At 61.3% G+C, this 24,782-nt stretch carries 26 protein-coding genes; 12 read left to right on the top strand and 14 right to left on the bottom strand.

Features of this window, described 5'->3' with window-relative positions; translation table 11 throughout:
* The first annotated feature begins 72 nt into the window (after positions 1 to 72).
* Positions 73 to 549, top strand: coding sequence for a hypothetical protein (locus tag AC3WTO_RS17540; protein WP_492462023.1), 477 nt, complete (start codon positions 73 to 75; stop codon positions 547 to 549).
* A gap of 9 nt (positions 550 to 558) precedes the next feature.
* Here AC3WTO_RS17540 and AC3WTO_RS17545 read toward each other — a convergent pair whose 3' ends face one another.
* The 3 genes from AC3WTO_RS17545 to AC3WTO_RS17555 form a co-directional block, all read right to left on the bottom strand.
* A complete protein-coding gene (locus AC3WTO_RS17545; protein ID WP_492462024.1) occupies positions 559 to 1,320 on the bottom strand; it encodes a hypothetical protein in 762 nt (253 codons plus the stop codon).
* Positions 1,317 to 2,948, bottom strand: a complete 1,632-nt coding sequence (locus tag AC3WTO_RS17550; RefSeq protein ID WP_492462025.1) for an FAD-binding oxidoreductase — start codon at positions 2,946 to 2,948, stop codon at positions 1,317 to 1,319. The genes AC3WTO_RS17545 and AC3WTO_RS17550 overlap by 4 nt, the downstream gene beginning before the upstream one ends.
* A gap of 157 nt (positions 2,949 to 3,105) precedes the next feature.
* Positions 3,106 to 3,363 carry a DUF1344 domain-containing protein gene (locus AC3WTO_RS17555; protein WP_492462026.1) on the bottom strand — a complete coding sequence of 86 codons (258 nt, stop codon included), beginning with the start codon at positions 3,361 to 3,363 and terminating at the stop codon, positions 3,106 to 3,108.
* A 509-nt stretch (positions 3,364 to 3,872) separates the two neighbouring features.
* Between AC3WTO_RS17555 and AC3WTO_RS17560 the strand changes: the two genes are divergently transcribed.
* Positions 3,873 to 4,130, top strand: a complete 258-nt coding sequence (locus tag AC3WTO_RS17560) for a SemiSWEET family sugar transporter (RefSeq protein ID WP_492462027.1) — start codon at positions 3,873 to 3,875, stop codon at positions 4,128 to 4,130.
* A 48-nt stretch (positions 4,131 to 4,178) separates the two neighbouring features.
* Complete coding sequence (locus AC3WTO_RS17565; RefSeq protein WP_492462028.1) at positions 4,179 to 4,661, top strand: YegJ family protein; 483 nt, start codon at positions 4,179 to 4,181, stop codon at positions 4,659 to 4,661.
* On the opposite strand, the gene AC3WTO_RS17570 is transcribed toward AC3WTO_RS17565, so the two are convergent.
* From AC3WTO_RS17570 to AC3WTO_RS17590, 5 genes are all read right to left on the bottom strand, one after another.
* Positions 4,643 to 5,581 carry a CapA family protein gene (locus AC3WTO_RS17570; protein ID WP_492462029.1) on the bottom strand — a complete coding sequence of 313 codons (939 nt, stop codon included), beginning with the start codon at positions 5,579 to 5,581 and terminating at the stop codon, positions 4,643 to 4,645. The genes AC3WTO_RS17565 and AC3WTO_RS17570 overlap by 19 nt on opposite strands.
* Positions 5,582 to 5,777: 196 nt before the next feature.
* A complete protein-coding gene (locus AC3WTO_RS17575) occupies positions 5,778 to 6,587 on the bottom strand; it encodes a galactosyl transferase (RefSeq protein WP_492462030.1) in 810 nt (269 codons plus the stop codon).
* Between the two features lie 31 nt (positions 6,588 to 6,618).
* A complete protein-coding gene (locus AC3WTO_RS17580; protein WP_492462031.1) occupies positions 6,619 to 7,626 on the bottom strand; it encodes a polysaccharide pyruvyl transferase family protein in 1,008 nt (335 codons plus the stop codon).
* Between the two features lie 51 nt (positions 7,627 to 7,677).
* Positions 7,678 to 9,162 carry a lipopolysaccharide biosynthesis protein gene (locus AC3WTO_RS17585; protein ID WP_492462032.1) on the bottom strand — a complete coding sequence of 495 codons (1,485 nt, stop codon included), beginning with the start codon at positions 9,160 to 9,162 and terminating at the stop codon, positions 7,678 to 7,680.
* A 467-nt stretch (positions 9,163 to 9,629) separates the two neighbouring features.
* Positions 9,630 to 10,331 carry an NAD(P)-dependent oxidoreductase gene (locus AC3WTO_RS17590; protein WP_492462033.1) on the bottom strand — a complete coding sequence of 234 codons (702 nt, stop codon included), beginning with the start codon at positions 10,329 to 10,331 and terminating at the stop codon, positions 9,630 to 9,632.
* Positions 10,332 to 10,428: 97 nt separating this feature from the next.
* Between AC3WTO_RS17590 and AC3WTO_RS17595 the strand changes: the two genes are divergently transcribed.
* A complete protein-coding gene (locus AC3WTO_RS17595; RefSeq protein WP_492462034.1) occupies positions 10,429 to 11,361 on the top strand; it encodes a LysR family transcriptional regulator in 933 nt (310 codons plus the stop codon).
* Positions 11,362 to 11,376: 15 nt separating this feature from the next.
* Here AC3WTO_RS17595 and AC3WTO_RS17600 read toward each other — a convergent pair whose 3' ends face one another.
* Positions 11,377 to 12,807: an amidase gene (locus tag AC3WTO_RS17600; protein WP_492462035.1), complete on the bottom strand. Its 1,431-nt coding sequence runs from the start codon at positions 12,805 to 12,807 to the stop codon at positions 11,377 to 11,379.
* A 318-nt stretch (positions 12,808 to 13,125) separates the two neighbouring features.
* Between AC3WTO_RS17600 and uvrB the strand changes: the two genes are divergently transcribed.
* The 3 genes from uvrB (at position 13,126) to AC3WTO_RS17615 (ending at position 16,940) form a co-directional block, all read left to right on the top strand.
* Positions 13,126 to 16,173: an excinuclease ABC subunit UvrB gene (uvrB, locus tag AC3WTO_RS17605; RefSeq protein ID WP_492462036.1), complete on the top strand. Its 3,048-nt coding sequence runs from the start codon at positions 13,126 to 13,128 to the stop codon at positions 16,171 to 16,173.
* Positions 16,174 to 16,292: 119 nt separating this feature from the next.
* Positions 16,293 to 16,484: a hypothetical protein gene (locus AC3WTO_RS17610; RefSeq protein WP_492462037.1), complete on the top strand. Its 192-nt coding sequence runs from the start codon at positions 16,293 to 16,295 to the stop codon at positions 16,482 to 16,484.
* 30 nt (positions 16,485 to 16,514) lie between these two features.
* Positions 16,515 to 16,940, top strand: coding sequence for a VOC family protein (locus AC3WTO_RS17615; protein WP_492462038.1), 426 nt, complete (start codon positions 16,515 to 16,517; stop codon positions 16,938 to 16,940).
* Positions 16,941 to 17,028: 88 nt separating this feature from the next.
* Here the strand turns inward: AC3WTO_RS17615 and AC3WTO_RS17620 are convergent, their stop codons facing one another.
* Together AC3WTO_RS17620 and AC3WTO_RS17625 are read right to left on the bottom strand one after the other, a co-directional pair.
* Positions 17,029 to 18,741 (bottom strand): tetratricopeptide repeat-containing sulfotransferase family protein, encoded by a 1,713-nt coding sequence (locus tag AC3WTO_RS17620; RefSeq protein ID WP_492462039.1) that lies wholly within the window; start codon positions 18,739 to 18,741, stop codon positions 17,029 to 17,031.
* A 143-nt stretch (positions 18,742 to 18,884) separates the two neighbouring features.
* Positions 18,885 to 19,301: a Kazal-type serine protease inhibitor domain-containing protein gene (locus AC3WTO_RS17625; protein ID WP_492462040.1), complete on the bottom strand. Its 417-nt coding sequence runs from the start codon at positions 19,299 to 19,301 to the stop codon at positions 18,885 to 18,887.
* A gap of 471 nt (positions 19,302 to 19,772) precedes the next feature.
* On the opposite strand from AC3WTO_RS17625, the gene AC3WTO_RS17630 reads away from it, so the two are divergent.
* The 3 genes from AC3WTO_RS17630 to AC3WTO_RS17640 all read left to right on the top strand — a co-directional run bounded on the left by AC3WTO_RS17630 (position 19,773) and on the right by AC3WTO_RS17640 (position 21,024).
* Positions 19,773 to 19,985: a cold-shock protein gene (locus tag AC3WTO_RS17630; RefSeq protein ID WP_129413846.1), complete on the top strand. Its 213-nt coding sequence runs from the start codon at positions 19,773 to 19,775 to the stop codon at positions 19,983 to 19,985.
* Between the two features lie 210 nt (positions 19,986 to 20,195).
* Positions 20,196 to 20,408 carry a cold-shock protein gene (locus tag AC3WTO_RS17635; protein WP_024925394.1) on the top strand — a complete coding sequence of 71 codons (213 nt, stop codon included), beginning with the start codon at positions 20,196 to 20,198 and terminating at the stop codon, positions 20,406 to 20,408.
* Between the two features lie 190 nt (positions 20,409 to 20,598).
* On the top strand, positions 20,599 to 21,024 hold the full coding sequence (locus AC3WTO_RS17640; RefSeq protein WP_129413845.1) for a BA14K family protein: 426 nt from the start codon (positions 20,599 to 20,601) through the stop codon (positions 21,022 to 21,024).
* 85 nt (positions 21,025 to 21,109) lie between these two features.
* Here the strand turns inward: AC3WTO_RS17640 and AC3WTO_RS17645 are convergent, their stop codons facing one another.
* The 3 genes from AC3WTO_RS17645 to AC3WTO_RS17655 all read right to left on the bottom strand — a co-directional run bounded on the left by AC3WTO_RS17645 (position 21,110) and on the right by AC3WTO_RS17655 (position 23,241).
* Positions 21,110 to 21,751: an MBL fold metallo-hydrolase gene (locus AC3WTO_RS17645; RefSeq protein ID WP_492462041.1), complete on the bottom strand. Its 642-nt coding sequence runs from the start codon at positions 21,749 to 21,751 to the stop codon at positions 21,110 to 21,112.
* Positions 21,752 to 21,893: 142 nt separating this feature from the next.
* Positions 21,894 to 22,205: a hypothetical protein gene (locus AC3WTO_RS17650; RefSeq protein ID WP_492462042.1), complete on the bottom strand. Its 312-nt coding sequence runs from the start codon at positions 22,203 to 22,205 to the stop codon at positions 21,894 to 21,896.
* Between the two features lie 142 nt (positions 22,206 to 22,347).
* A complete protein-coding gene (locus tag AC3WTO_RS17655; RefSeq protein WP_492462043.1) occupies positions 22,348 to 23,241 on the bottom strand; it encodes a branched-chain amino acid aminotransferase in 894 nt (297 codons plus the stop codon).
* Between the two features lie 242 nt (positions 23,242 to 23,483).
* On the opposite strand from AC3WTO_RS17655, the gene AC3WTO_RS17660 reads away from it, so the two are divergent.
* Both AC3WTO_RS17660 and AC3WTO_RS17665 read left to right on the top strand, forming a co-directional pair.
* On the top strand, positions 23,484 to 24,029 hold the full coding sequence (locus tag AC3WTO_RS17660) for a MarR family winged helix-turn-helix transcriptional regulator (protein WP_129413841.1): 546 nt from the start codon (positions 23,484 to 23,486) through the stop codon (positions 24,027 to 24,029).
* The gene (locus tag AC3WTO_RS17665; RefSeq protein ID WP_144377105.1) at positions 24,016 to 24,735 is read left to right on the top strand and encodes a response regulator; all 720 of its coding nucleotides are present in this window, start codon (positions 24,016 to 24,018) and stop codon (positions 24,733 to 24,735) included. Before AC3WTO_RS17660 ends, AC3WTO_RS17665 begins: the two co-directional genes overlap by 14 nt.
* Positions 24,736 to 24,782 lie beyond the last annotated feature (47 nt).

Below are 24,782 nucleotides of genomic sequence, written 5' to 3' on the forward strand. Positions count from 1 at the left end.
TGATTTCACAATCGCAGCGAAATCCTGCCGTGATGCTGAGCGATCTTGCCTCTGATTTCGAGGGGCCAGACCGTGATCAAGACCGCACTTGTCGCCATGACCATCGTGGGATGCGACTGCGACGCCAAGCTTTGCGAGTATATCGGCGAAACGCCGGCCAAATGGTCGAACATCGCCGATTGCGAAGCTGCGATGAAGGACCAGATGCTGCGCCATCGCAAGGGTTTCAGTTACCCGGTGGTCTCCGGCATATGCCGCACCGTCCAACCGCAAACCGCCATGACTGTCTCGACGGCACCGCCGCAGGCGGCATTGGCCCCGCTCGACGATGAAATCGCAGCGCTTGGCCTGCAGCGGCCTGAAAAGCCGGTCGGTCCGCGTCCAGTCCCGGTCGCTGAAATCACCGCGGGTGGCGACGCAATTCTCTACCGGACAGAGAGTGGTTACACGCTGGTCAAGACCAGTCTGGACCGGACTCTTTCGAACACTGCCATGGTCTTGAAACGCTCCGCCGGCTGGCTTTCGGCGCAACTGCAAGGCGGCTGGTAAGGCCTTCGCCTACTCTCCCATGCGAAGCTTCAGACTCTGCCAGAACCGATCGATCATCGGCCGGTCGGCGGCGGCGTTGTCGTCGTCCAGGCTGGTGATCACGACCACTCCCTGGTCCGGCGTTCCATAGCTCATCACTTCATAGGCAACCCGATCGCTACGGGACGTCACCGTCGCTGTCAGCCCCTTCAGCACCTTGCCGTCGGTGAGCTTTCGTGAACCGGCCTTTTGCAGGAGCTTTCCGCCAGCGCGCACCGGCTCCTTGGTGATCTCCTGCAGCATGAGCTGGTTAAGCATCACCGGGTTCATGTCGGAATATTCCTGCACGATGACCATCGAGCCGACCGCAGAGGCCATCAGATGCTGGTCGATCCCCTTGGAGAGATTGGTCTTCGTCACCGTCACGGCGCTCGGATGCACGAAGGAGAAGCTGTTGCTGCTGAAGGTCGCAAATGCGTTGCGCTCCAGCCTGACGCGGACCTTGTCGCCATTCGGCAAGGTCACTGTCGCATCCTCACTCGGATCAATATCGACGGAGACGCCGTCGACGGTGAGTTTGAAGGCCTTGAGATCCTCCGAACTCGCGGGCAGAGAAAAAAGCGTGACAGCAACGAGCACTGCCATCGTCACGCCGTATCGCATCCCGTTCCTCCACTTCATCAGGTTGTTGGGCTGGAGCGCCGCGCGTCCTTTTGGACGCGCAAAGGACGCTCTAACACTTTGATTTGGCGCATGATCCTTTCCGAAATCGATTCCGATTTTCGGGGTCATGCGCTGAGTGCCTTCAAAGCCCGGTAGAAGGTCGAAGAGAACAGTTCTTCCGGATCGTAGCTGCGCTTGCGCGCCAAAAAGAGCGGTAGTTCCGGATAGGAAGCCAGCAATTGCGCGCCGGTATAGTGCAGTTGGTAAGGCAGGAAGAAACGACCACCATATCGGATGGTCACGTCGATCAGTGCGCGCGTCAGTTGCCGCATGAGTGCGTTGCCCTCTTCGGAGGTCGGCTGGTTGATGTAGAGCACCAGCGAGAACGCAGCCTGCGGCGCATAATTCAATGCAATGTCTTCCCTGTGCACCACGCGCACCGACGCGTTCAACACCGGCAGGGGCTGGTTACGCAGGATCGTACGGACCTCGGCGACATAGTCGTTGTAGGCAGCGCGCGGCACGAAATATTCGTGCAGGATGTCAGTTTCGCCGGCCAGATCGTTGAACAGATATGGCACGGAATCATGCATTGGGTTGTTGCGGGTCACCAGGCAGGCTTCGCCCTCGCCCATCGCCGCCGTCCGTGTCACCGTGCAGCTTTCGAAGCGAGGCTCCAGCGTTTTTTCAGTGAACCATTTCAACTCCTGGAACGGGGCGCCTTTTTTCGCCAGGTTCATGATCAGGCGTTTGACACCGACCGCACCGGGTTCGCCGATCGGCGGCTGATCGCCAGGTGCCTGTTCAGCCACCTTCTCGTAGCGATAGACGATCATGTCTTCGAGGAAATTTCCCGGCGCTGTCGAAAGATGGCCGTAGAACAGCCCGATCTCGCGGTTAGGTTTGAGGACTTCGCTGAAAAAGCGCGGAAATTCCTCCGATTTTATGATCTCGCGCGCCGTCCGGTAGATGGCGTTGTCGACGATGTCGAGTGTTGCCTCCAGCATCACTCCGAACAGCCCATAGCCGCCGACGACATGGCGGAACAGGTCGACATTTTCCGAAGCCGAGCACGTCAGCACCGAGCCGTCGGCCAGCATGACGCGCAATGAGCGGATCGAGCCGGCAACCGAGCCGGCCTGATGGTCCATGCCATGCGCATTGACCGATATCGACCCGCCGACGGAAAAGATGTCGGTCGATTGCATGGCCTTCACCGCAAACCGCGGATGCAGGATATTCTGGATGTCATGCCAGGTGGCGCCGGGTTGCACGGTCATCGTCTTTGCCCCGGCGTCGACCGAGACAGCATTGAACTTGCGCATGTCGAGGACGAGCGCGTTATCGTCGAAGGCATGACCGCCCATCGAGTGCCGCACCGCCGCCATCGAAACCTTCAAGCCGTTGGCACGCGCAAAGCTCAGAGCCTGCGCAACATCCTCTTCGTCGCGCACGTCGACGACGCCATAGACGGGTGTGCGCGACAGCCCACTGGCGTCGTTCATCGTACCGCCCTTGCTCAGCCAGGTCAGGCTGGCATCCTGGGTGGGCGCATTTTCCAGCGGCTTGAGGGCCAGCGTGTGACCATCTGCGTCGGCGATACGCCCGGCGTCTTTTGCCGAGGAAGGGTTGCGCATCAGCCGTGCGACCGTGTTCCCACCCCATGCGACGGCACCACCGAGCACCGCAGCTCCGAGCAGCAAGCGCCGCGTCGGTCGCCAGCCGCCCTGCCGATTTCCCATGCCTTGCTCGGCCATGCCGCCCCCCTCATTTCGAAATCGATAGCGCGGGCCTCGTGCAAAGGCCATAGGACGCTCAAGAGGTCAGTCGTCGCCCCGACGCGGGAAAGCCGGCCTGCCGGCCGGCTCTCCTTCAATGGTTCGCGAATTGAAAAGGGGCGTCTATCGTCGCGGTTCAGGACGACTTGACGATCGATGTGACAATGCCTGTCTTGTCGTCGACAGTCACCGCCACCTTGATGCCGACGTGAAGCTTGTCGACCGTCGACTCGGCCGGAAGCTGATAGATCTTGCCATCGTCCAGCGTGAACGACTTGGTGTCCGGGTCGATCGACTTGATCGTGCCCTGCACCGTCGCCGCATAGGCTGAACCGACTAGCCCGAACAAGGCGACTGAGGCCGCCGCAAGGATCGTCTTGGTGGTTTTATTCATGGGTCAAAGCTCCGTTTTTGGGATCGGAAGCGTCCCGGGCAATTGCGCAGGCCCCCAGCGCAAACGGCGGAACATCCAAAACTAAGGAGCTCAAGACGCGGCGACCAAATCACATTGAATGACTTTGTTAAATGAAATCATAGGCTTGTTTCAGCCACAATTGCGCCTTCGAGCGCGCTTCGCCCTCTCCCGCAACAAGATCCAGCCGATTTTTCGTAATGAAAGGAAGCGCTTCGCATCCTGGATGGAAAACGTCCGTAGCATCACAGCCCGGTATCGCCGACGGTTCCCAAAAACCTGCAGCTGAGCGATGAGATGCCGATTTCTGTTTTCTTTCAGCCTGTTAAGACAAAAGGCCGGCATCGAGGAGATTTTTACCTCGATACACCGCCATGAGGTCCAATTCTTCTTTGGTCCAGTTCGCGCCACTCTTCCCAAGAATCGCGCATTCTGGCATATTGGACCGGTTCAATCGGCGCTCCCAGCCGACCTTTCTGAAAGTTGACGTCTTGCACCCCTCGATCGAAATCATCGGCGCGGTCGCTGCCTTCATCACGACGGTTGGCTGGATTCCGCAAGTCGCCAAGATCGCCCGCGAGCGCCGCGCCGGCGATATCTCGCTCGCCACCACCGGCTTCCTTGCCTTCGGCATTCTGCTGTGGGCGCTCTACGGTCTCCTGATCGGCTCCTGGCCGGTTATCCTGGCCAACGCCTTCACATTCATGCTGGTCGGCGCCATCGTCGCCATGAAGTTGCGTTACGGCTGAGCCGACACGCAATCAGGCACTGCATTTCCCAACCGGCGAGGGTTGCCCATGGCCTTGTTCCAACGTCTGGCTCTGCTGCTGTTGCTTGTCGCGATCCCACTGAGCGCCAGTGCCGAGGGCGACGACAAGGTTGTCAATGTCGCGCGCGACGATCCCGATATGACCGCCGCTATCAAACAGGCACGCGCCGGCCTCGATGATTTCCTGAAACTGGCCGAGGCGCCAGCGGCAGGCACGGATGGCTATAAGCTGAAGGTCATGGTTCGCGACGGTGATGCGGTCGAGCATTTCTGGGTCATCCCCTTCCGCCGTACCGAGAAGGGCTTCGAAGGCACGCTGGCGAATGAGCCGCAAGCCGTCAGCAACGTGGTCGCCGGCCAGACCATCCAGTTCGGGCGCGAAGACATCTCCGACTGGGGATACACCCGAGACGGTCATCAGGTCGGCAGCTTCACGGTCTGTGCCATGTTCAAGCAGATGCCGAAGGAAGACGTCGCGTTCTACCGCACCAATTACGGTTTCGACTGCTGATCAGTCCGGCTGATGCCGAGGACTCGCTCGAGCCGCGCTTCGACACGCCCACGCAGCGGCCCAGCAAGGTCCGCCACTGCCATCAGACGCTCGCGATCGCCGTCACGCAGGCGCATGAACGGATGCATCCGGTACGCAGCGACCTTGCCAAGGCTCGCTGGTTCGATGCTTATATCGACGATGAAAATCCCGCCGATGCGCCCCGGCCAGGGCTGACGCGCCAGCGCTGTGCCCAGGAAGTCGCCCAATCCATAAGCAACAGGTACCTGGCCGATGAGATCCACCGGCTGCAGGACATGGGCATGATGTCCGACAATCAGGCCGAAACCGTATTCAACCAGCCGCCGCGCCTGCGCGACCGTTTCCGACTGCGGGAAATGCCGGAATTCCCAGCCCCAGTGCGGCACCGCGCATAAAAGATCCACATCTCCCAAGCTACCGGGGGGCCAGCGTTCCGGGTCGGCTTCAAGCGACACACGACCAGAGAACAGTTGCTCGGCTGCGTTTCGCCATGCGGTGAAGGCGGCGAAGCCGATGGTGAGGCCACCTGCGGTGACCCGCTGCACGGGGCCGCCATGCGCGGTACCGATGGTTTGGATGCCGAGACGTCGCAGCGTGTCGACCGTTTCCTCGAACCCTTCGACGCCCTGGTCGAGCATGTGGTTGTTGGCGAGCGACAGCACCAGCCGGTCATGCCGGATGCCGAGCGCTGACAGGGCATCGACGAGGAAAGCCTCTTCCATCGCGTGATGTGTTCCGATCCACGTGCCGAACCTGGCTCGCACCCGCCTGACGATCGGGCTCTCGCAATTGCCGACCACGAGATCGGCGGATCCCAGCAGCGCCATCAGTGCGGCATCGCACAGCGGAGCACGTCTGGAAGCGACGGCCGAGATATCGCCGATAAAGGCGAGCCGCACATTTCTGTCCAATCGAGGGGATAGTATGTCGGCTGCTGCGGGCCCGAAATGCCCCGCATCACCTTCCAGCGACGGCTTCAGGAATCGCGGCAGCCAGGAGAGCTTATAGGAGAGCGGATAGTTCGACACGCGCAGCCCGGATTTGTTTGCCCCGGTTTATACACTCCACCGCGACGGGTGAAGTGGCGCTGAGGCGCTAGGCGGCCTGGCCGAAGAACTCCCGCCTTGCCCCGTTGTCGATCAGCCGAAGCTTGCCCACGTTGCGCAGCAGGCGCCGTGGCCGCCTCAGCGCTTCCCAGCTCAGGAAATACTTGACCAACAGGCTGGGGGCCTTGCTGTGCGAGCCGGCGTGCCCCACACGATAGACGGCACCGCGGAACGGCAGCGGCGCCAGCGGCGTGCCATTTCCGGCCAGGATGTCGGCAATACGGACGTGGCTGCCAAGCATCGATTTGATCCAGTCCAGTGACGCGTCCTCGAAACGCTCGGGCAGGCCGTAGAGTGCCGCACGGATGATGAGCGAGGTTCCGCACAGATGGCTGAAGTCGTCATATCCGAGCAGGATCTTGCCGCCATCGTCCCAGATGTAGCCTTTGTCGATTGTCCAGCCGTTGGCGTCCTGGTTTTCAGCCACATGTTCGACGATGCGGGCGCTGACGAAATCATCGTCATCGACAATCATGAAGAAGCCGCTGTCGCGCGCGGCCAGCATGCCCATCAACACCCGTCGCCCCTTGTCCGCGCGGAAGGCGTCATAGACATCCTCTCGGTTGGCCTTGTCGATCTCGTGCAGGACGTTTGGCGGGAAGGTCACGCGCACGACGCTGAAGCCTTGCGGCAGATCCGGCAGATCCGCCCCTTCATTGGCCACGATGATCCCTCGCCAGTCACCATGGCTCTGGTTGGAGATCGACGCGACGGTCTGGGTGAGATTTGCCTTGAGCTGCGCCCAGTCGCGGGCGTTGTCTTGGTGACGGACGGGAATGATGAAAGTGACGAGGCTCATTGCAGCGCGCCTCCTTGCGAAACCGGCGACCTCATGCGGCGATCCTCTGCCCGGCCCGGCTGCGCGCCCACGCGATGCCATCGTCGAGCGACGTTGCCTTGTAGGAGAGATCGGTTCCACCCGAGAAGGCGTTCATGAAACGCCGCACCTTGCCATAGCTGTTGTCCAGCACCGCGTGCGGGCGGCCGATCAGCAGCGAGCAGATATGGACATGCAGGCGGTCGGTGACGATCGCCTGCCCACGCGAGATCTGGCGGATGCCACGCTGGAAGCGGTTGTGCGCCGCCGCGTCGAGCTTGCGCAGTCGCACCTCGCCGGGTTTCAGCGTCAGCAAGCCGGATGCCGCGCCGAGCGCCTTGGAAACGCGCACGCTTCGTGCGGATTCGCTTGTCCAGTCCTCGACCGGAATATCGCCATAGGCCGAGAGATCGGCATCGCCGGCCTTCTCCTTGTCGGAGCGCAGCATGGCCAGGACTGGAAACTCGGCGGCAGCCGGTTTTATGGCGCCAATGGCGAAAGCCATGTCCGGGCAGAGGCGAACCTGGCAGTCGAAATGTTTTTCGGCGAACTCCCTGGACTCTTCATCACGCACCAGCAGCACGAAATTCCGGTGCCGCGCGATGGCGCGCGCGCTCTCCGCGATACGCTCGGGCGATGCGTAGTGGATCGACTGCGGAAACTGGATGATCTGGCGGTTCGGAAAACGCTCGAGGATCCGCTCGCGGAAATCCTGGTGCGCAACCCAGATATCGCCGAAATTGCCACCGCCATGGATGAAGATCGGTCCGCTCGGCATCGCCTGCTCCAGCTCTTCCGCCGAAAAATCATCGATGCGCGAGACATAGGCCGGCCGCTTGCCGCCGTAGCGATCCTTCAAATAGGCCATCTCACCCAGCCAGATCGCGGAATCACCGCAGTTGCGGATGTCCGGAAAGTCGAGGATCGCCATCGGCGCGTCCACCGACAGATAGTCCTTGAGGCAATCATGAATCCTGTCCTGCAATTCCTTGATCAGGACCAGGTTTGATTTCGGTGTCATGGATGTCTCCATCTGGCTTGTTGGCCGGCCGCATTCAGCCGCCGTGTTTTGTCAGGCGGGGCGGACTTTCGAATAGATCTTGCCCAGGATTTTCTGGATCTCCGTCTCAGGCCCTTCGGGCCGTCCCATCAGGATCCAGAGCACAAATGTGGAAGCGCAGTACAAAAGGCCCCCAAGGCTCACCAGAACCGCCAGTTGCTTGGCAAGCTCGACCTTGTCCGAGGTGTAGCCCAGATAGTGTGACGCCACAGCGACGCCGGCGGCCATCAATGCGATGCTGGCAAGCGCTCGTACGTTCGCCCAAAGCTGCTTCGACACGCTGACCCCGATGAAACGGCGCACCAGGATCATGTTGACCAGCGCACTGAACAGCCCGGTGAAAACGCGGCCGATGATGACGCCTGGCAGGCCGGCCATGACCAGCCCGAGCACCATCACCGGGACACGCACCAGCAGCATCTGGGTGTCGCGAATGAACAGAAGCCGCGTCTCACCCTTGGCCATGCCGAGCGGCTGCACCAGCGAACCAAGGGTCTGCAAGGCAAAGACCGAGGCAAGCGCCTGGATGATGAAGATCACCGGCGCCCATTTCTCGCCGAGCGTCAGCCGAACCAGCGGGTCTGCGATCACCGCAACGCCGATGCCGGCGGGAAGCGCGATCGCCGCGACCAGCGCCTGCACACGCTGGTAGGCGGCAGCAAGCCGTGCTGGATCCTGGCGGATGCTGGCGAAACCCGGATAAATGGTCTGCGTGAGCGGCATGGTCGCCTCACGCGTCGGCATCATCGCCAGATTGCTGCCCAGCGAATAGTAACCGAGCGCAGAGCCACCGAGCATCTTGCCGACGAGCAGGTAATCGAAGCGCCAATTGAGCGTGTTCACGATCTGGCCAGCGGTGAGCCAGGCCGAAAAGGAGAAGAACTCCTTCATATGCTGGAAGGTGACCCGCGGCCGGAACGGCAGCACCATGTAGGAAACCACCACATTGGTGGCCTGGCTCACCAGCGTTCCGATCACCAGCGCCCAGTAGCTGTGATAGATGATGGCGATCGCCACCGCGGCGACAAACCCCGTGAGCTTCTGCGAGACAGCGAGCACGAATTCCTGCCAGAAGATCAGGTCGCGCTGCAACATGATCCGGCGCGGGTTGACGAGTCCGCCGAGGAAGATGCTAGCGCCAAGCGCCAGCATGACGCCGGTCAGCCGAGGCTCGTTGAACAGCAGCGCTGCCGGATAGGCGAAACCCGCGAACAGCAGCCCAAGCAGCAGGCCGCGCGAGGCGTTCAGCGTCCATGCCGCGCTGAAATGCGATTCACCCGGAGCCTTGTGTCGGATGAGCGCTTCGGAGAGGGAAATCTGCGTGACCGTGTCGACGATCAACAGCATCGTCGTGGCCAGCGCGACGAGGCCGAAATCGGCCGGCGTCAGATACCAGGCCAACACGAAGGTCGAGAGCGTCGCCAAGCCGTTGACGATCGCTCTGGACAGGCTGAGCCACATGCTTCCTTTGACGAGGCGTCCAGTGATGCTGCTCATGCGACGGCGCTCGCTGCATCCGAGGGGGATGTGCGGATCGCCGCGACAGCGTTTCCATTTTTCACGGAAACGCGGAACCGCTCCAACTCTCTATTCTTCCACAATTCCGGGCACAACGACGCTGCGCACCTCTGCCGGAATTGCTCCAGAGCGATCTCCGCCGGTACCAAACCGTACTCCAATCGGAACCGGTCACGGCGGCAATCCAAGATGGATTTCCACACGCGCCTGTCTTTGTTCGCCCCTGCCGCTCACCAAGACGGTCGCAAATTAGGTTCCGCTATGTTGCACCGCAATAGGAACCTGATCACGGTTCATTTCAGGCTTTCGTTATATAACCGCACCAGCGGTTTAACCCTACCGGACAGCCGTCAGCGAGGTCCGAACCTAGGTCGGAAATGTGTCAGGAATGGAGCTTTTGCCGATCGCGACGATTCCCGTAGCTTACGCACGGAGTGGTTCCGGTTCTAATAGCCGATCGTGAACCGCCGCTGGATATGTCGTGGCAACTCGATCTCGTCCAGAATGGCCACTGCCGTATCCTCGAAGGAAATTCGACTTTGTCCGTCTGCGTCCAGCACGGGCTGATCACCGCCAACGCGAAACCGTCCAGTGCGCTCGCCTGGGAAAATCTGTTCGGCCGGGCTGAGATAAGTCCATAGCCGGTTGGACAGACGATAGACGTTCAAGGCATCTCGGTGACCACGCACAGCAACTTCATAGGCTTCCGGCAACCCAAGTTCCGCCAGGCTTGCGCGCAGTTCTGCTGGTGAATCGGCACGCGTTACGCCCGGGTAGATTTCAAGGCTGCCCGCGCCACCCACCACAATCAGACGCAAGCGCAGACGCACCTCCATTGCCTTAAGCAAGGAGCGGGCCGCGGCAGCGTAAACACTCGGATCGCTGATCGAACGTTGCACTGTATCGTTGAAATCTCGCGCAGCGTTTCCCGGCTGATAGGTGCTGACCACGACATCCAGCCCTTGCATCGCCTTGGCAAGCTCGCTCGTGTCGAAGACATCGATCGTCTTCCACACCACACCCTTGGTATCGCTCGGAAAACGGGAGGCGTCACGGGTGAAAGCCGTCACCCGATGACCGCGCTCCAGGGCTTCCGCAACGACTCTCTGGCCGATCCCGCCGGTAGCACCGATAACTCCTATGTCCATTTCCGTTTCCTCTTTCTGGTGATCCGTAATGGATAGTCAGGCTTGATAATCGCAACAATCATGTCAATTTGAGAATGGTATTTTCAATGGTGGGATAATGTCACTCGGTTATGACGATATCGCCGTCTTTCTCGGTGTTGCAGGGGAAGGCAGCTTCGTGTCGGCCGCCAGGAAACTGCAGATGCCGGTCAGCACCGTTAGCCGACGGGTCAGTGCTCTTGAGGGACGCCTTGGTGTTCAGCTCTTGCGCCGGACGACACGGACTGTGCAGTTGACCGATGACGGCCGGGCGTTTGCCGACCGCTGCAGTGCCGCCGTTGCCGAAATCGAGACGGCTACGAACATTCTGTCCGCGAGCAGTGACAGGCTGCGTGGCTCACTGCGCGTGACGGCACCATTTTTCGCCTGCTCGGAAATGTTCGGTCCCTATCTTCTCGAGTTCGCCGCCACCCACCCCGAACTCATGCTCGATCTGAGGCTCACCAACACGATGCCGGACCTGGTCGAGGACGGAATCGATCTGGCCTTCCAGTTCGGCCCTCTTCCCGACAGTCCTCATAAGGCGCGCAAGCTTTGGCCGGTGCGCTATGTCTTGTGCACGAGCCGGTCCTTCTTCGAACGGCACCCCGAAGTGATGGATCTGGATCATCCAGCACGGCTGGCGGATATCCCCTGCGTAATCACGCCGTCGCTGGCGATCTGGAATTTCGAGCGGAACGGTGAAACCATTGAATTCACCCCGCGCCTTCGCGGTGCCACCATCGAAGACCTGCCGCTTGCTGCTATCGCGGTACAACGCGGACTGGGTGTTGGCTACATGCCGGAGAGCCTGTTCTTGCGCGAACAAGCGAATCTGCAACTCCTGACCCCTGGCGGCTGGTCGCCACAAGCGCGCGACCTGTTTGCGATCTACCCGGCGACCCGCCAGCTTTCGCCCAAAGTGCGCGCAGCGATCGACCACGCTGTCGCGGGGCTCGATTGGTACAAGGCGCAACCGCCTCGCGCGTCATCGAACCGCGCCACGTCTTGATGATGCCGTGTCGTCTCAGGCGCTGATCGGCGGGCGCTTGTCCTTCCACGGCATTGCCTGTTCGAGCTGGCTTGAGACCGCGAGCACTGCCGCCTCATCACCATAGCGGCCGACAAGCTGCACACCGATCGGAATGCCTTCCTGCGACCAGCCGAGCGGCAGCGAGATCGCCGGCAGGCCGGAAATGTTGAACGGGTAGGCAAAGCCGGCGTCCGCCCATTTTGCGTTGTAACGGTCGAGATCCGTCATCGACATGTCGTAGTAGCCCATCGGCCGAGGCAGCTGGGTCAAAGTCGGCGTGACATAGATGTCGTAGGGTGAGAGGTCCTGCGCGATCGCGCGGCTGAGCAGGCGCAGCTTCTCGACATCACGCACATGCTCGACGCCGCTGATCGACCGGCCGCGCTCGATAATCGCCCAGGTGATCGGCTCGACATCGTCCCGGGTCACGGTCCGGCCGATGGCTTCGGCCAGATTTTCGAACATCGCTGCCGTCTCGACCGGCCCCATATGGCAATAGGTGCGCCACGCATCATTGCCGTCGAGCGCCATATCGTGCTCTTCGACATCATGCCCGAGACTTTCCAGAGCCTTGGCCGTGGCCAGCACCGCGGCTCTCACCTGGGGATCGACAGGCGTTCCATTGTTGGAGGTGACCGTGTAGCCGACGCGCAGCCGCTTCGGCGCACGACGCGACAGTTCCAGCCAGCTTTCCGTCGCCCTGGGTGGCACATAGGCGTCACCCGGAAGCGCCCCCGCCACCGCGTCGAGATAGGCTGCGGTGTCGCGCACCGTGCGCGAATGGCACAGGAAATAGGCGCCGCCATACCAGAAGTCGCCATCAGGAGCGAGCGTGACGCGACCGCGCGAAGGTTTCAGGCCGACGATGCCGCAGCAGGAAGCGGGAACACGAATGGAACCGGCCCCGTCGCTGGCTTCGCTGATCTGCACCATGCGGGATGCCACCGCCGCGGCGGTGCCGCCGCTGGAGCCACCGGCGGTGATGCCCTCCTTCCAGGGATTGATGGTGGCGCCATGAAGCTTCGGCTCGGTCGAGATCGACCAGCCATTTTCAGGCGCGTTCGACTTGCCGACCAGGACGAGACCCGCCGCCTTGGCGCGCCCCACCGTCACGGAATCGGCCTCTGCGACGAGGTTCTTCATATAGGAGGACGCGTTTGTTCGCGGCGCGCCCTGCCACGCGCTGCCAAGCTCCTTGGCCAGGAACGGAACACCGGCGAACGGCGCCTTGCGGTCGACCTTGGCGGCCGTCGCCCGTCCCATGTCGTAGAGCCGATGGATGACCGCGTTGAGTCTGGGATTGAGCTGCTCGATCAGCGTGATCGCAGTCTCGACGACTTCCAGTGCAGAGACTTCGCCACGCTGCACCAGCTCGGCCACACCGAGCGCATCGGATTGCACATAGACGTCCTGCAGGTTTGTCACGATGTTCTTCCTCCCAGAAGAATGAAGCTGACCGCCCCCAGCCAAATTGGGTTGGGTCCAGCCCCTCACCGTCCCCGATGGAAACAAGATAGGGTCGCTTCACGCCTATCGAATGGAGCAGATGAAGCATCTGTGCCGGGCCAGGCTGCCTTGGCGGTAGGAGAGGCCAGTTCGTGCGGAAAGCTGCACCCCCGGTTTTCCCCTGCGCGCTACCTCCTGACAACCTCATGTCAGGAGCGCCGCGACCACCGCCATCGAAAGGCCGACCGAAGTGTTTCGGCTCTTCCCATTTGCAAGGACTCCTCCCATATTCGGGACATGGCCAAATCCCCTGAAAAGAACCAGCCGCGCAAGCGAGGCAACGGCGTCACCGATTTCCTCGACGCTTCGGAACCGTTGCATCGCGGCGGCGGCTTCGAGGAAACGCAGCAGGCCGAGTTCACCGGCGCACCGCTGAGCGGTTCGATTGCGGATTGGGCCGAGCAGATCTCCAAGGAAGCCGAGAAGGCTGCCCCCAAGCCGAAGAAGGTGCCGGAAAAGAGTTCCGCCCCAACCCGCACCGCGCGCGGCACCTCCATGGGCGGCGCCGCTTCCGCCAAGGAACGGGCCGCCGCCGGTCTCAACCCGGTCGCCGGCCTTGATATCAGTCTCGAAGACGCTGCCTTCCTGTCCAATTCCGGCGTCACAGCGACCGTCCAGGCGCTGGCCGACCTGATCGAGAGCGGCAACCCGCTGCACAAGAACGGCGTGCTGTGGACACCGCACCGCCCCGAACGTCCGGAGAAATCCGAAGGCGGCATCGCCATCAAGATGGAGACTGATTTCACGCCGTCCGGCGACCAGCCGACGGCCATCAAGGATCTGGTCGAGGGCGTTGCCAACGAGGATCGCACCCAGGTGCTGCTCGGCGTCACCGGCTCGGGCAAGACCTTCACCATGGCCAAGGTCATCGAGGAGACGCAGCGCCCTGCCCTGATCCTGGCACCGAACAAGACGCTGGCGGCGCAGCTCTATGCCGAATTCAAGAAATTCTTCCCCGAGAACGCGGTCGAGTATTTCGTTTCCTACTACGATTACTATCAGCCCGAGGCTTACGTTCCGCGCACGGACACCTTTATCGAGAAGGAAAGCTCCATCAACGAGCAGATCGACCGCATGCGCCACTCGGCCACGCGTTCGCTGCTCGAGCGCGACGACGTCATCATCGTAGCGTCGGTGTCCTGCATCTACGGTATCGGTTCGGTCGAAACCTATACGGCGATGACCTTCCAGATGACGATCGGCGACCGCCTCGACCAGCGGCAGCTGCTTGCCGACCTCGTCGCACAGCAATACAAACGCCAGGACGCCAATTTCGTGCGCGGCTCGTTCCGCGTGCGCGGCGACACGATCGAGATCTTCCCCGCCCACCTTGAGGATCGTGCCTGGCGCATCTCCATGTTCGGCGACGAGATCGAGTCGATCACCGAATTCGACCCGTTGACCGGCACCAAGACCGGCGACCTGAAGAGCGTGAAGATTTACGCCAATTCGCACTATGTGACGCCGCGGCCGACGCTCAACCAGGCCATCAAGTCGATCAAGGAAGAATTGCAGCATCGCCTCGTCGAACTCGAGAAGGCCGGGCGCCTGCTGGAAGCCCAGCGGCTGGAGCAGCGCACACGCTTTGACCTCGAAATGCTGGAGGCGACGGGCTCCTGCGCCGGCATCGAGAACTATTCGCGTTACCTTACCGGCCGCAATCCCGGCGATCCGCCGCCGACGCTGTTCGAATACATCCCGGACAACGCGCTGGTCTTTATCGACGAAAGCCACGTCACCGTGCCTCAGATCGGCGGCATGTATCGCGGCGACTTTCGGCGTAAGGCGACGCTGGCCGAATACGGTTTCCGCCTGCCCTCCTGCATGGACAACCGGCCGCTGCGCTTTGAGGAGTGGGACGCCATGCGCCCGCTTACCGTCGGCGTCTCGGCCACGCCCGGTTCCTGGGAGTTGGAGCAGTCGGGCGGTGTCTTCGCGGAGCAGGTCATTCGCCCGACCGGCCTGATCGACCCGCCGGTCGAAGTGCGACCGGCAAAGAGCCAGGTCGACGATGTCGTCGGCGAAATCCGCGAAACTACGGCCAAGGGCTACCGCACGCTGGTGACGGTGTTGACCAAGCGCATGGCCGAGGATTTGACCGAATATCTGCACGAGAACGGCATCCGCGTCCGCTACATGCATTCCGACATCGACACGCTGGAGCGCATCGAGATCCTGCGCGACCTGCGCCTCGGTGCCTTCGACGTGCTGGTCGGCATCAACCTGCTGCGTGAAGGTCTCGACATCCCGGAATGCGGTTTCGTCGCCATCCTCGACGCCGACAAGGAAGGTTTCCTGCGTTCGGAAACCTCGCTGATCCAGACCATCGGCCGCGCCGCGCGCAACGTCGACGGCAAGGTCATCCTGTATGCCGACAACGTCACCGGCTCGATGGAACGTGCGATGGCGGAGACCAATCGCCGCCGCGAAAAGCAGATGGAATACAACACCGCCAATGGCATCACTCCGGAAAGCGTGAAGTCGCGCATCGCCGACATCCTGGACTCGGTCTACGAGAAGGATCACGTCCGCGCCGACATCTCGCAGTTCACAGACAATGCCGGCGCCATGATGGGCAACAACCTCAAGGCCCATCTGGAAGCGCTCGACAAGCAGATGCGCGACGCCGCCGCCAATCTCGACTTCGAAAAGGCCGCCCGAGTCCGCGACGAGATCAAGCGGTTGCGTGAAATGGAACTCGCCATTTCCGACGATCCGCTGGCGCGCGAAGTGGAGGGCCAAAGCCCCGCCTCAGGCCGCGAGAAAGGCAAGCACAACAAAGGTGTCGCCAAGCATCGCACGACCGAGGAACAGGAGCGCTTTCGCAAGCTCGACGAAGCGCGGGCCGCCGAAGAAGCTGCAAAGGCAGCCCGGCCCAATCTGTTCCGCAAGCCGCATCTCGACGAGATGGGCGCCGATGGCGCGGTGCCGGTGAAGAAGCCGCTGTTCCAGAAACCCTCCATCGACGACATGGGCCCGGGCACAGACCAGGAGACCCCGGCCGGCGCGATCTCGCGTTCACTGTTCAAGAAGCAGACCGCTGCTGAAGCCCACGGCTCGGACTACGGCACGCCGGACGATGGCAAATCCCTGTTCCGCAAGAACGCGCTCGACGAGATGACGGTGCGGCGTACGGAAAAACCCGTCGAAGGTACACGTCCAGCCAAGCCGGAAGACGTCAAACCAATCGTGCGCGAACGCGCAGGCATCGGCTCCTACGAGGATCCGGCCGACAAGGCCAGGCAGAAGCGCCGCCCAGGCAAGACGGGCCGGCCCGGGCACTGATTGCCGGGCGGCTACAAGCTCGGCAAAAAATTTTCGCCCCCTTGTCGGGACGCGGTCGCGCCATTCGTTCCTTGGGTGTCGGCACAATGATGTCGCCGCCAACAAAGGGAGAATGCACCATGTCGATCCTGTCATCCATTGGTCGCATCGCGACCGAATACTCGGCGGCACGCTCGCGCGCCCGGACCGAGCGCGTGCTTCGTTCGCTGCCGATCGAGCTGCGCAAGGACATCGGCTGGCCCGAGACCACCGATGGCTGGGCGAACCGGCCATTCGGCCTGCTCGCCCGGGCGAATGCGCTGAACCCGTAAGCTTGAACGAAAAAACGAGAGGAGCCCCCTATGAACGACACAACCGCACAGACCGAGTACCCTCGCCCGAAAGTGCTCGGCGGATTGATCGCCTATCTTCAGGTGGACGGCGCCGCGAAGGCAGCCGAATTCTACAAGCATGCCTTCGGCGCGGAGGAAGTGTTTGCCTATCCGCCGGACGAGCAAGGCCGCACCATGCACATCCATCTCTACATCAACGGTTCTTCGCTGATGTTGTGCGACGCTTATCCCGACCACGGCCATCCGCACCAGCCGGCGCAAGGCTACACGATGCAGCTCATCCTCCAGGCCGACAACATCGATAGCTGGTGGAAGCGTGCGGTGGAAGCCGGCTGCGAGATCGAGAGCCCACTCGCAGATATGTTCTGGGGTGACCGCTGGGGCAGCCTGCGCGATCCGTTCGGCGTCAACTGGGCAATGAACGCCTCCAAGTAGCCGAGGCCGCTTTTCTCCAGACAGGAGGCAGGCTTCCAACCGCCGGATCATGTCCCCAGACGATCCGGCGGTTTGTTTTAGGCGGCTGTTATTTCAGCCGTTCGATCAGCGGATCGAGCCGGTCGCCGTAGCGTTTCCAGAGATCGACTGAACCCTTGTACATCGGCTGGCGCACCTGGGCGGCCGAAGCCGTTCGCACCTGCCGCTCATTCTCGTGGAACGACAGCACCGCATCGTTCCACGGCAGACCGAGATAATCGATCAATGCACGGCTCTGGCCTTCCTGATCGGCGACGAAATCTTCGTAGCGCACATCATGAACGACGCCCGGCAGGACCGCTTGCCAGTGCGCCATCATATCCACATAGAGATTGTGGAAGTCTGCCAGCTCGGCAAGGTCATAGCCGTAAAGATGGCCGTCGCCACGGAAATGCGACTTGAAGATCGACAGGCACGTCGCCACCGCATTGCGGCTGCAATGCACGATCTTGGCCTTCGGCAGCATCAGATGCAGGAAGCCGACCAGCACGAAGTTACCCGGCATCTTGTCGGTGACATGTTTGAAGCCCGGATAACGGGCATGCAGCATGTCGAGATAATCGTGACCGGCATCAGCAAAGGCCTTGTCCGGCATATTGGCGATCCCAGCCGGGAAACCACCCTTCATGTCGAGCGGGAAACCTTTGCCCACGGCCGTCTTCAGGATGACCAGCTCGCCAGCACCGAACACCTGCGGGTGGCTGGCGATGATCTGTTCGACCAGCGTGGTGCCTGAACGTGGCATGCCGACAACGAAGATTGGCGCATCGTCCTCGATCGCGCTCGGCTTGTGTTTTTCGAAGAACTCCCTGGTGAAGGTCGCCTTCATCGCCTCGAAATCGGCGCGCGTCTTCGCGGCATCGTAGGAAATGCCCCTGCGGCGAATGGCATTGCCTTCGGCGAAATAATCGAATGCCTTGTCGTAGACTTTGAGATCATCATGCACCTTGCCGAGACCGAAGGACAGCTGCATGCGCGCCAGACTGTCTGCCGGCGCCTTGGCATGCTGCGCCTCCATGGCGGCCAGCTCGCCGTCACGCTCCCGCTGAGGCTTGACCTGGGCGAGCATCATCCACGACCTGGCCTGTGCCGGGTCTGCCGCCAGCGCGGTGCGGAAGTGATCGGCGGCCTCGGCCAGGCGGCCCTTCTCCATCAATCCGACACCGTAGCCATGATTGAGGTCCGCATCTTTCGGCCGGATGGTCAGCGCCTCCCGAAAGGTAACGAGTGCATCATCGAGCCGGCCAGCCTCCTGCTGTGTCTCGGCGAGCCCTGCCCTTGCGCGCATGTGGAAAGGATTGCGGCCGATCGTGGCGCGGAAGACTTCCTCGGCCGCATCGAAATGGCCGATCTGGCGCAGTGACGAGCCAAGGTTTTCGCGCGCCGCGGCATGGTCGGCCTTCGCCGCAACAGCTTTGCGGAACTGGTCGGCAGCCGCGACGACACGACCCGTATCGCGCAGCACCGTGCCATAGTTGTTGAGGAAATCCGGGTTCCTGGGTTCGGCCCGCAACGACTGCTCGATCAGGACCAGTCCTTCCGCACCACGGCCGGTCTGATGCAGCAGCAGACCGAGGAAATGTGCGGCCGCGGCATGACTGGCCCTGGCAGCGAGAACCTGCTGATAGAGGCCTTCCGCCTCCTGCAACCGCCCCGTCTGGTGCAACTGCAATGCCTGCGCGACGGCACGATCGAGATCGCCGCCCCGAGGAGGTTGCCCGGAGCCGCCAGCTCCACCCTTTGCGCCTTCGCGCCGTCTCAATGCCCGGTTGATGGGACACCTGCCTTGTTCGTCTGAGCCTGTTGCGACCTAGGCTATCAGGCAGGCGCTTTCAAGCTTGGCTTGTTCAATCAATCGCAAAAGGCGCCACCAACCATTGGCCGACAGCGCCCATCTACGGAAGATCAGCACGGCCCATCGTCGACGATGCGCCAACCGGCTGCCCGCGCTTCGCAGCCATTCGGGAAAGTCTGCAATTGCCCGGATCGGCGCGCGCAGACCGGAGCATACTCCCGCGTACAAATCTGCGGACGATCATCGCCGTCGTCCCAGCCGCCGCCGCGACATGCACCGTCGCCGATGACGCGATAGCCGGAACGTCGCGCCATGCAGGCATTGGCGAAGGTCTGCCTGTCGCCGTCTCGCCGCGCGCAGACGGGCTCATATTCCCGCGTGCAGAACTGTGGCCCCGGACCTGGATATGGCGGACGCGGCCGGGGCCCGGGCCCCTCATCGACGACGACGGTACATGCCGCCAGCACGATCGCCAGAACCGCAAGTGCGAGGCCCTGTGGCCGCAGCAGGAATTTCAGAAATGTCATGACCCTCTCTCCATCCCCCAAGCCGGCACATCTGCCGGTGACACGCTTCCGCCTCTGCGTCATCGTATCAGCACCGATTGAATAGACTTTGCGCGGGCTTGCGCAAGCGCCGCCTCGATGCTTGGTGAATGACCCGCCTCTGGCTCTGTGCCTATCTTTCCTGGTCTGTGGCAGATGACCCCGCCTTGTCGAGGGTCTAGTGCGGGCGCAAGCTAGGAGCCCAGTAACCTGCTCCAGCTTGCAACAATCACATTTCCGTGCGATAGATTCCGTGTTCGGGCATTTGCGACCCGGAGACTGGAACGTTTGAACGACCCTTTCCCCGATAGTGTGAATCTCTGACAGCCCCGTTTTTCGGCGGGGGGTTTTGTCATGCGCAAATGCATGAGCGCCGAAAAAACCACCGGGAACTGCCCATCGGCGCAGGACGAAGGGCAGAACCCATCATTGAACGGGTGAGGAGTTATTCCAATGGCCCAGACCGGTACCGTAAAGTTCTTCAACTCCACCAAAGGCTTCGGCTTCATCACGCCCGACAACGGCGACAAGGATGTCTTCGTTCATATTTCCGCGGTCGAGGCCTCCGGCCTGCGCACGCTGCTGGATGGACAGAAGGTCAGTTTCGAAGTCGAACCCGATCGCAAGGGCAAGGGACCGAAGGCGGTCAATCTGACTGCAGCATAAGACTGCGTGCGATCAGCGAGCGGCAACAAATTCGAAAGGCGTGGCGGCTTTCGCCGCGCCTTTTGTCTGAGTGCTCAAGCATTCGCGGCTTGACGGCTAACCAACGGCAAAAGTTTTTCTTGCCGATACCGCCAAAATAAACGACAAATTTCCACTCTGGGTCACCCTGTGCCCGGAGACTGGACTGATGGGGTTCACAAGGAGTTTCCCATGCCGCAGACCGGCACTGTCAAATTCTTCAATCATGCCAAGGGCTTCGGCTTCATTACGCCGGACGACGGAGCGAAGGACGTTTTCGTTCATATTTCCGCCGTGCAGGCATCCGGGCTTCCTGGTCTTGAAGATGGACAGAAAGTGACTTTCGACACCGAGCCGGACAAGCGCGGCAAGGGTCCCAAGGCGGTCAACCTGACGGTCGGTTGAGCCGATCGGTTAAGGACGACTTTGATTGACTGAGCATAGCCCATCGCAAAATGGCGCGGTGGGACTTCTTTGACAGATTTCGCGGCAGCGATTTCGTTCAGCCTCCGTTCAGCCACGACCGCCTATTACTGGCTGCAAGACCGGACGACGCCTCCAACAGAAGCGGCGAACCGGAACGAAGGAGACCGTCATGAACCGATTTGTCAAAGCCGCCATCCTGTCCGTTGCCGTTGGCGCAACGACCCTGGCAACCTTTTCCCCTGCAAGTGCCGATGATTGGCGCTGGCGCCGCCATCACCGCGATCGCGGTGGCGATGCTCTGGCTGCCGGTGTCGTGGGTCTCGCTGCCGGCGCGATCATAGCAGGCGCCCTGTCGCAGCCGCGTTATCGCGAACCGGCCTACTACGATGATTACGATCCGTATTACGAGCCGCGTCCCCGCTATGTGGTACGGCCGCGGCCTGTTGTCCGGCAGTACTATCGCTATGCTGGCGCCATCGAACCCTGGAGCCCTGAATGGTACAGCTATTGCTCGAACCGCTACCGTTCGTTCAACGCGCGCTCAGGCACCTTTACGGGCTATGACGGGCTGCAGCACTTCTGCAACGCCAACTGACCCAAACCAGACGTTCAAGTTCCCTGCCTAGACCCGAAAGCGCCGCCTCCCAGGCGGCGCTTTTTCCATGCGCAATGCCCGCGTTTCAGACGAGGAACGGGTTTGAACGGCGCTCGTCGCCGAAGCGGCTGCCGGGACCATGCCCGCACAGGAAGCCGACATCGTCGCCAAGCGGCAGCAGCTTTTCCTTGATCATGCGGATCAGGGTGTCGTGGTCGCCGCCGGGAAGATCCGTCCGGCCGATCGAGCCGTGGAAAAGCACGTCGCCGACATGGGCAAAACGCGCATCGCGGTTGAAGAAAACGACATGGCCCGGCGCATGTCCCGGGCAATGCAGCACTTCGAACGTATGGCCTCCGAACGACACCGTCTCGCCTTCGGCCAGGAAACGGTCCGGCACACAGTTGCGGATGGTGTCGGTGATGCCGAAGCGGCGGGCCTGGTTCTCAAGATTGTCGAGCAATGGCTTGTCATCTTCATGCGGACCGATGATATCGACACCGAGCGCGTCTTTGAGGTCCATCGCCCCGCCGGCATGATCGATATGGCCGTGCGTGATCCAGATCGCCTCGACCGAAATGCCATTGTCGCGCACGGCCGCCAGGATGCGTTCGACATCGCCACCGGGATCGACCACCACTCCCACCTTGCTCTCGCCATCGAAAAGGATGGTACAGTTCTGTTGGAACGGCGTGACCGGCACGATGCCGGCATTGAGCTGACCCATGATGGCTCCTTGATCTCTTTCCCCTCAACTAGAGGGCGAAAACGTCTGCGTCCAGCTTGTCGACGCACAGGCCGGTCAAGGGCAGCCAAATGAAATGGGCGGCCAAAGCCGCCCATTCTGGAAAATCTGAAAATGCCAGCGCTTACTTTTTCATCGCGTTCATGACCAGGCCGATGACGCCGGTCAGGATCGCGCCGCCGCCGGCACCGCCGACGATGTTGTTGAGGTTGAGTGCGCCGCCCAGGCCGCTCGCCGCCGCCGTGGCCGCAGCCGGGTCAACCGCACCGCCGCCGAGCAGACTGCCGAGGATGGCCGCGCCACCGACGCCGCCGATGGCACCACCGAGGATCTTGGGAAGCTGGGACATTGCCGCCTGCTGCAGCGCTGCACCCACCGCCTGACCGCCGATGATACCAGTGACCACCTGGACGATGATCGGGAGAAGTGTTTCCATTCTTTAGTCCCTCCTTGGATGCCTGCCGCCGCAGGCAGACACCAAAATGAGACCGCGAATCCGTTGAAAGTCAAACGGCAGAAAAAAGCGCGAGCAAAAAAGCAGCGCATAACTGCCTTTTGAACACAAACCGTCAAATTTCCTAGGCAGCTGCGACTGTTTTTGCCGGTTGAACAGCGTCCGCATAGGCTTGAACAAGCGTTCTGCTGATGGCACCGACAGCGAATCGGTATTGTCCGACCTCACTCACAGGCGTGACCTCGGCAGCAGAGCCGGTCAGGAAACATTCGTCAAAGCCGGCGAGTTCTTCTGGCAGAATGGCGCGTTCGACGACGTCGATGTCGCGCTGGCGCGCCAGGTCCATCACCGTGCGTCGCGTGATGCCATCAAGGAAGCAGTCAGCGATCGGCGTGTGCAGCTTGCCGTCCTTGACAAAGAAGACATTGGCGCCGGTCGCTTCGGCCACCTGGCCACGCCAGTCGAGCATCAGGGCATCGGCATAACCCTTGGCCTCGGCCAGGTGCTTCGACATGGTACAGATCATGTAGAGCCCCGAAGCCTTCGATTTCGAAGGGGCGGTACGCGGATCCGGCCGGCGGTACTCCGCCCAGTCGAGTCGCAATCCACGCATTTTGAGCTCCGGGTCGAAATAGCTCGGCCACTGCCAGATGGCGATCGCGCAATGAATACGGTTGTTCTGCGCGCCCACTGACGTCTGCTCGCTGCCGCGCCAGGCGATCGGCCTGACATAGGCGTCCTGGAACCCCTGCATCTTCAGGAGAGTGCGACAGGCCTCGTCGATCTCAGCCACCGAATAGGGAATGGTGTAGCCGAGGATGCGCGCCGATTCATGCAGCCTTTCGCTATGTTCGGTCAGCTTGAAGATCTCGCCGCCATAGGCGCGCTCGCCTTCGAAGACGGCGCCGCCATAATGCAGGCTGTGGGTCAGCACATGAACTTTCGCATCGGCCCATTTGATGAACTGGCCGTTCATCCAGATAAATCCATCCAGTTGGTCGAAGGGAACAGTCGTCATAGAATCCTCCCAGGCGCAGGCAGGCCTGCGCAGCGTTGTCACGTTGCGTTGCTGTCGATCGGCTTGAGGGCAATCTGCGCGATGCTTGCGCAGGCCAGATGCACGCTGATGAAAAGTTAGTCGAAAGCGTTGCCGCCTTGCCTTTTCGTGCGCAATCAGCCCTAAAGCTTATCGAAAATTACCACTGCTCGAAAAATACGTCAATAATGCTGACATATTTTTCGGCTAAATGCAGGACCATCATGGCTGACCGCAAGACCGCTCGAGGAGCGCCGATCAAAACGCCGGTAGGCGAGCAGGACGGCATAGATTTCAGCCTCATCGAGCTGTTTTTCTTCGCCTATCGCGACTTTACTTCCGATCCTGACGAGATCCTTGCCGACTACGGTTTCGGTCGCGCGCACCATCGTGTGCTGCACTTCGTCAACCGCAGGCCGGGCCTCACCGTGGCGGAATTGCTGGATGTGCTCAAGATCACCAAGCAGTCGCTGGCGCGTGTGCTCAAACAGCTCATCGACACCGATCATATCGTGCAACTGCCAGGCCCGCGCGACCGTCGCCAGCGCGAACTCTACCCAACCGAAAAAGGCCGCGCGCTGGCATTGGCGCTGGCGCGGCCACAGTCGCGCCGCATCCATACGGCATTGGGAGATTCCGGTTTAGGGAACCGCGCTTCGATTGAGTTGTTCCTAAAAGCGATGGTCAATCCGGAATTGAGGGCGCAGATTGATATCTTGCCCGCGAACCCTACCCAGCAACGATCAGGGGACGATGATGGAGAACATTGAGAGGACCGACAGGCCGCCCGCGCCGAACGACGACGCGCCGCATCTCCTGGTGGTCGACGACGACACCCGCATCCGCAACCTGCTCAAGCAATATCTGACCGAGAACGGCTTCCGCATCACCGTGGCCGGTAACGCCGACGAGGCAAGACGCAAGCTGGTCGGCCTGGATTTCGACCTTCTGGTGCTGGACATCATGATGCCCGGCGAAAGCGGTGTCGACCTGACCCGCTCACTGCGGACGGACAAGAATGTGCCGATCCTGATGCTGACGGCGCTCTCGGAGACCGACAACCGCATCAGCGGCCTCGAGGCCGGAGCCGACGACTACCTGCCGAAACCCTTCGATCCGCGGGAGCTCATCCTGCGCATCAACAACATCCTGCGCCGTGGCGGCCCAGCCACCACCCCGAAGGTCGAACAGCTGGTATTTGGCCCCTACACCTTCCAGATCGCCAAGCGCGAGCTGAAGAAGGGCGGCGAGGCATTGAAACTGACAGACCGCGAACAGGAGATCCTGGCGATCTTCGCTGCCCGTGCCGGCGAGACAATACCGCGTCACGAACTGGTCGGAGACGATTCGGAGGTTGGCGAGCGCACCATCGACGTCCAGATCAACCGCCTGCGCCGCAAGATAGAGCGCGATCCGGCCAATCCCGTCTGGCTGCAGACCGTGCGCGGTATTGGGTATCGGTTGAGCGTGGAATAGAATGCAACGCCGTCGCTTCGGCGACGGCATCGCGCAAACCGGTAGGT

The sequence above is a fragment of the Mesorhizobium sp. EU05-FHT14A09 genome (genome assembly GCF_058790995.1).

Excerpts from the sequence above, each read along its gene's own strand:
- AC3WTO_RS17555 (WP_492462026.1), bottom strand. The coding sequence starts at position 3,363 with ATGAATAAAACCACCAAGACGATCCTTGCGGCGGCCTCAGTCGCCTTG.
- AC3WTO_RS17645 (WP_492462041.1), bottom strand. The coding sequence starts at position 21,751 with ATGGGTCAGCTCAATGCCGGCATCGTGCCGGTCACGCCGTTCCAACAG.
- AC3WTO_RS17660 (WP_129413841.1), top strand. The coding sequence starts at position 23,484 with ATGGCTGACCGCAAGACCGCTCGAGGAGCGCCGATCAAAACGCCGGTA.
- AC3WTO_RS17650 (WP_492462042.1), bottom strand. The coding sequence starts at position 22,205 with ATGGAAACACTTCTCCCGATCATCGTCCAGGTGGTCACTGGTATCATC.
- uvrB (WP_492462036.1), top strand. The coding sequence starts at position 13,126 with ATGGCCAAATCCCCTGAAAAGAACCAGCCGCGCAAGCGAGGCAACGGC.
- AC3WTO_RS17665 (WP_144377105.1), top strand. The coding sequence starts at position 24,016 with ATGGAGAACATTGAGAGGACCGACAGGCCGCCCGCGCCGAACGACGAC.
- AC3WTO_RS17615 (WP_492462038.1), top strand. The coding sequence starts at position 16,515 with ATGAACGACACAACCGCACAGACCGAGTACCCTCGCCCGAAAGTGCTC.
- AC3WTO_RS17630 (WP_129413846.1), top strand. The coding sequence starts at position 19,773 with ATGGCCCAGACCGGTACCGTAAAGTTCTTCAACTCCACCAAAGGCTTC.
- AC3WTO_RS17635 (WP_024925394.1), top strand. The coding sequence starts at position 20,196 with ATGCCGCAGACCGGCACTGTCAAATTCTTCAATCATGCCAAGGGCTTC.
- AC3WTO_RS17575 (WP_492462030.1), bottom strand. The coding sequence starts at position 6,587 with ATGAGCCTCGTCACTTTCATCATTCCCGTCCGTCACCAAGACAACGCC.
- AC3WTO_RS17610 (WP_492462037.1), top strand. The coding sequence starts at position 16,293 with ATGTCGATCCTGTCATCCATTGGTCGCATCGCGACCGAATACTCGGCG.
- AC3WTO_RS17545 (WP_492462024.1), bottom strand. The coding sequence starts at position 1,320 with ATGACCCCGAAAATCGGAATCGATTTCGGAAAGGATCATGCGCCAAAT.
- AC3WTO_RS17585 (WP_492462032.1), bottom strand. The coding sequence starts at position 9,162 with ATGAGCAGCATCACTGGACGCCTCGTCAAAGGAAGCATGTGGCTCAGC.
- AC3WTO_RS17655 (WP_492462043.1), bottom strand. The coding sequence starts at position 23,241 with ATGACGACTGTTCCCTTCGACCAACTGGATGGATTTATCTGGATGAAC.
- AC3WTO_RS17640 (WP_129413845.1), top strand. The coding sequence starts at position 20,599 with ATGAACCGATTTGTCAAAGCCGCCATCCTGTCCGTTGCCGTTGGCGCA.
- AC3WTO_RS17590 (WP_492462033.1), bottom strand. The coding sequence starts at position 10,331 with ATGGACATAGGAGTTATCGGTGCTACCGGCGGGATCGGCCAGAGAGTC.
- AC3WTO_RS17595 (WP_492462034.1), top strand. The coding sequence starts at position 10,429 with ATGTCACTCGGTTATGACGATATCGCCGTCTTTCTCGGTGTTGCAGGG.
- AC3WTO_RS17625 (WP_492462040.1), bottom strand. The coding sequence starts at position 19,301 with ATGACATTTCTGAAATTCCTGCTGCGGCCACAGGGCCTCGCACTTGCG.
- AC3WTO_RS17550 (WP_492462025.1), bottom strand. The coding sequence starts at position 2,948 with ATGGCCGAGCAAGGCATGGGAAATCGGCAGGGCGGCTGGCGACCGACG.
- AC3WTO_RS17580 (WP_492462031.1), bottom strand. The coding sequence starts at position 7,626 with ATGACACCGAAATCAAACCTGGTCCTGATCAAGGAATTGCAGGACAGG.
- AC3WTO_RS17565 (WP_492462028.1), top strand. The coding sequence starts at position 4,179 with ATGGCCTTGTTCCAACGTCTGGCTCTGCTGCTGTTGCTTGTCGCGATC.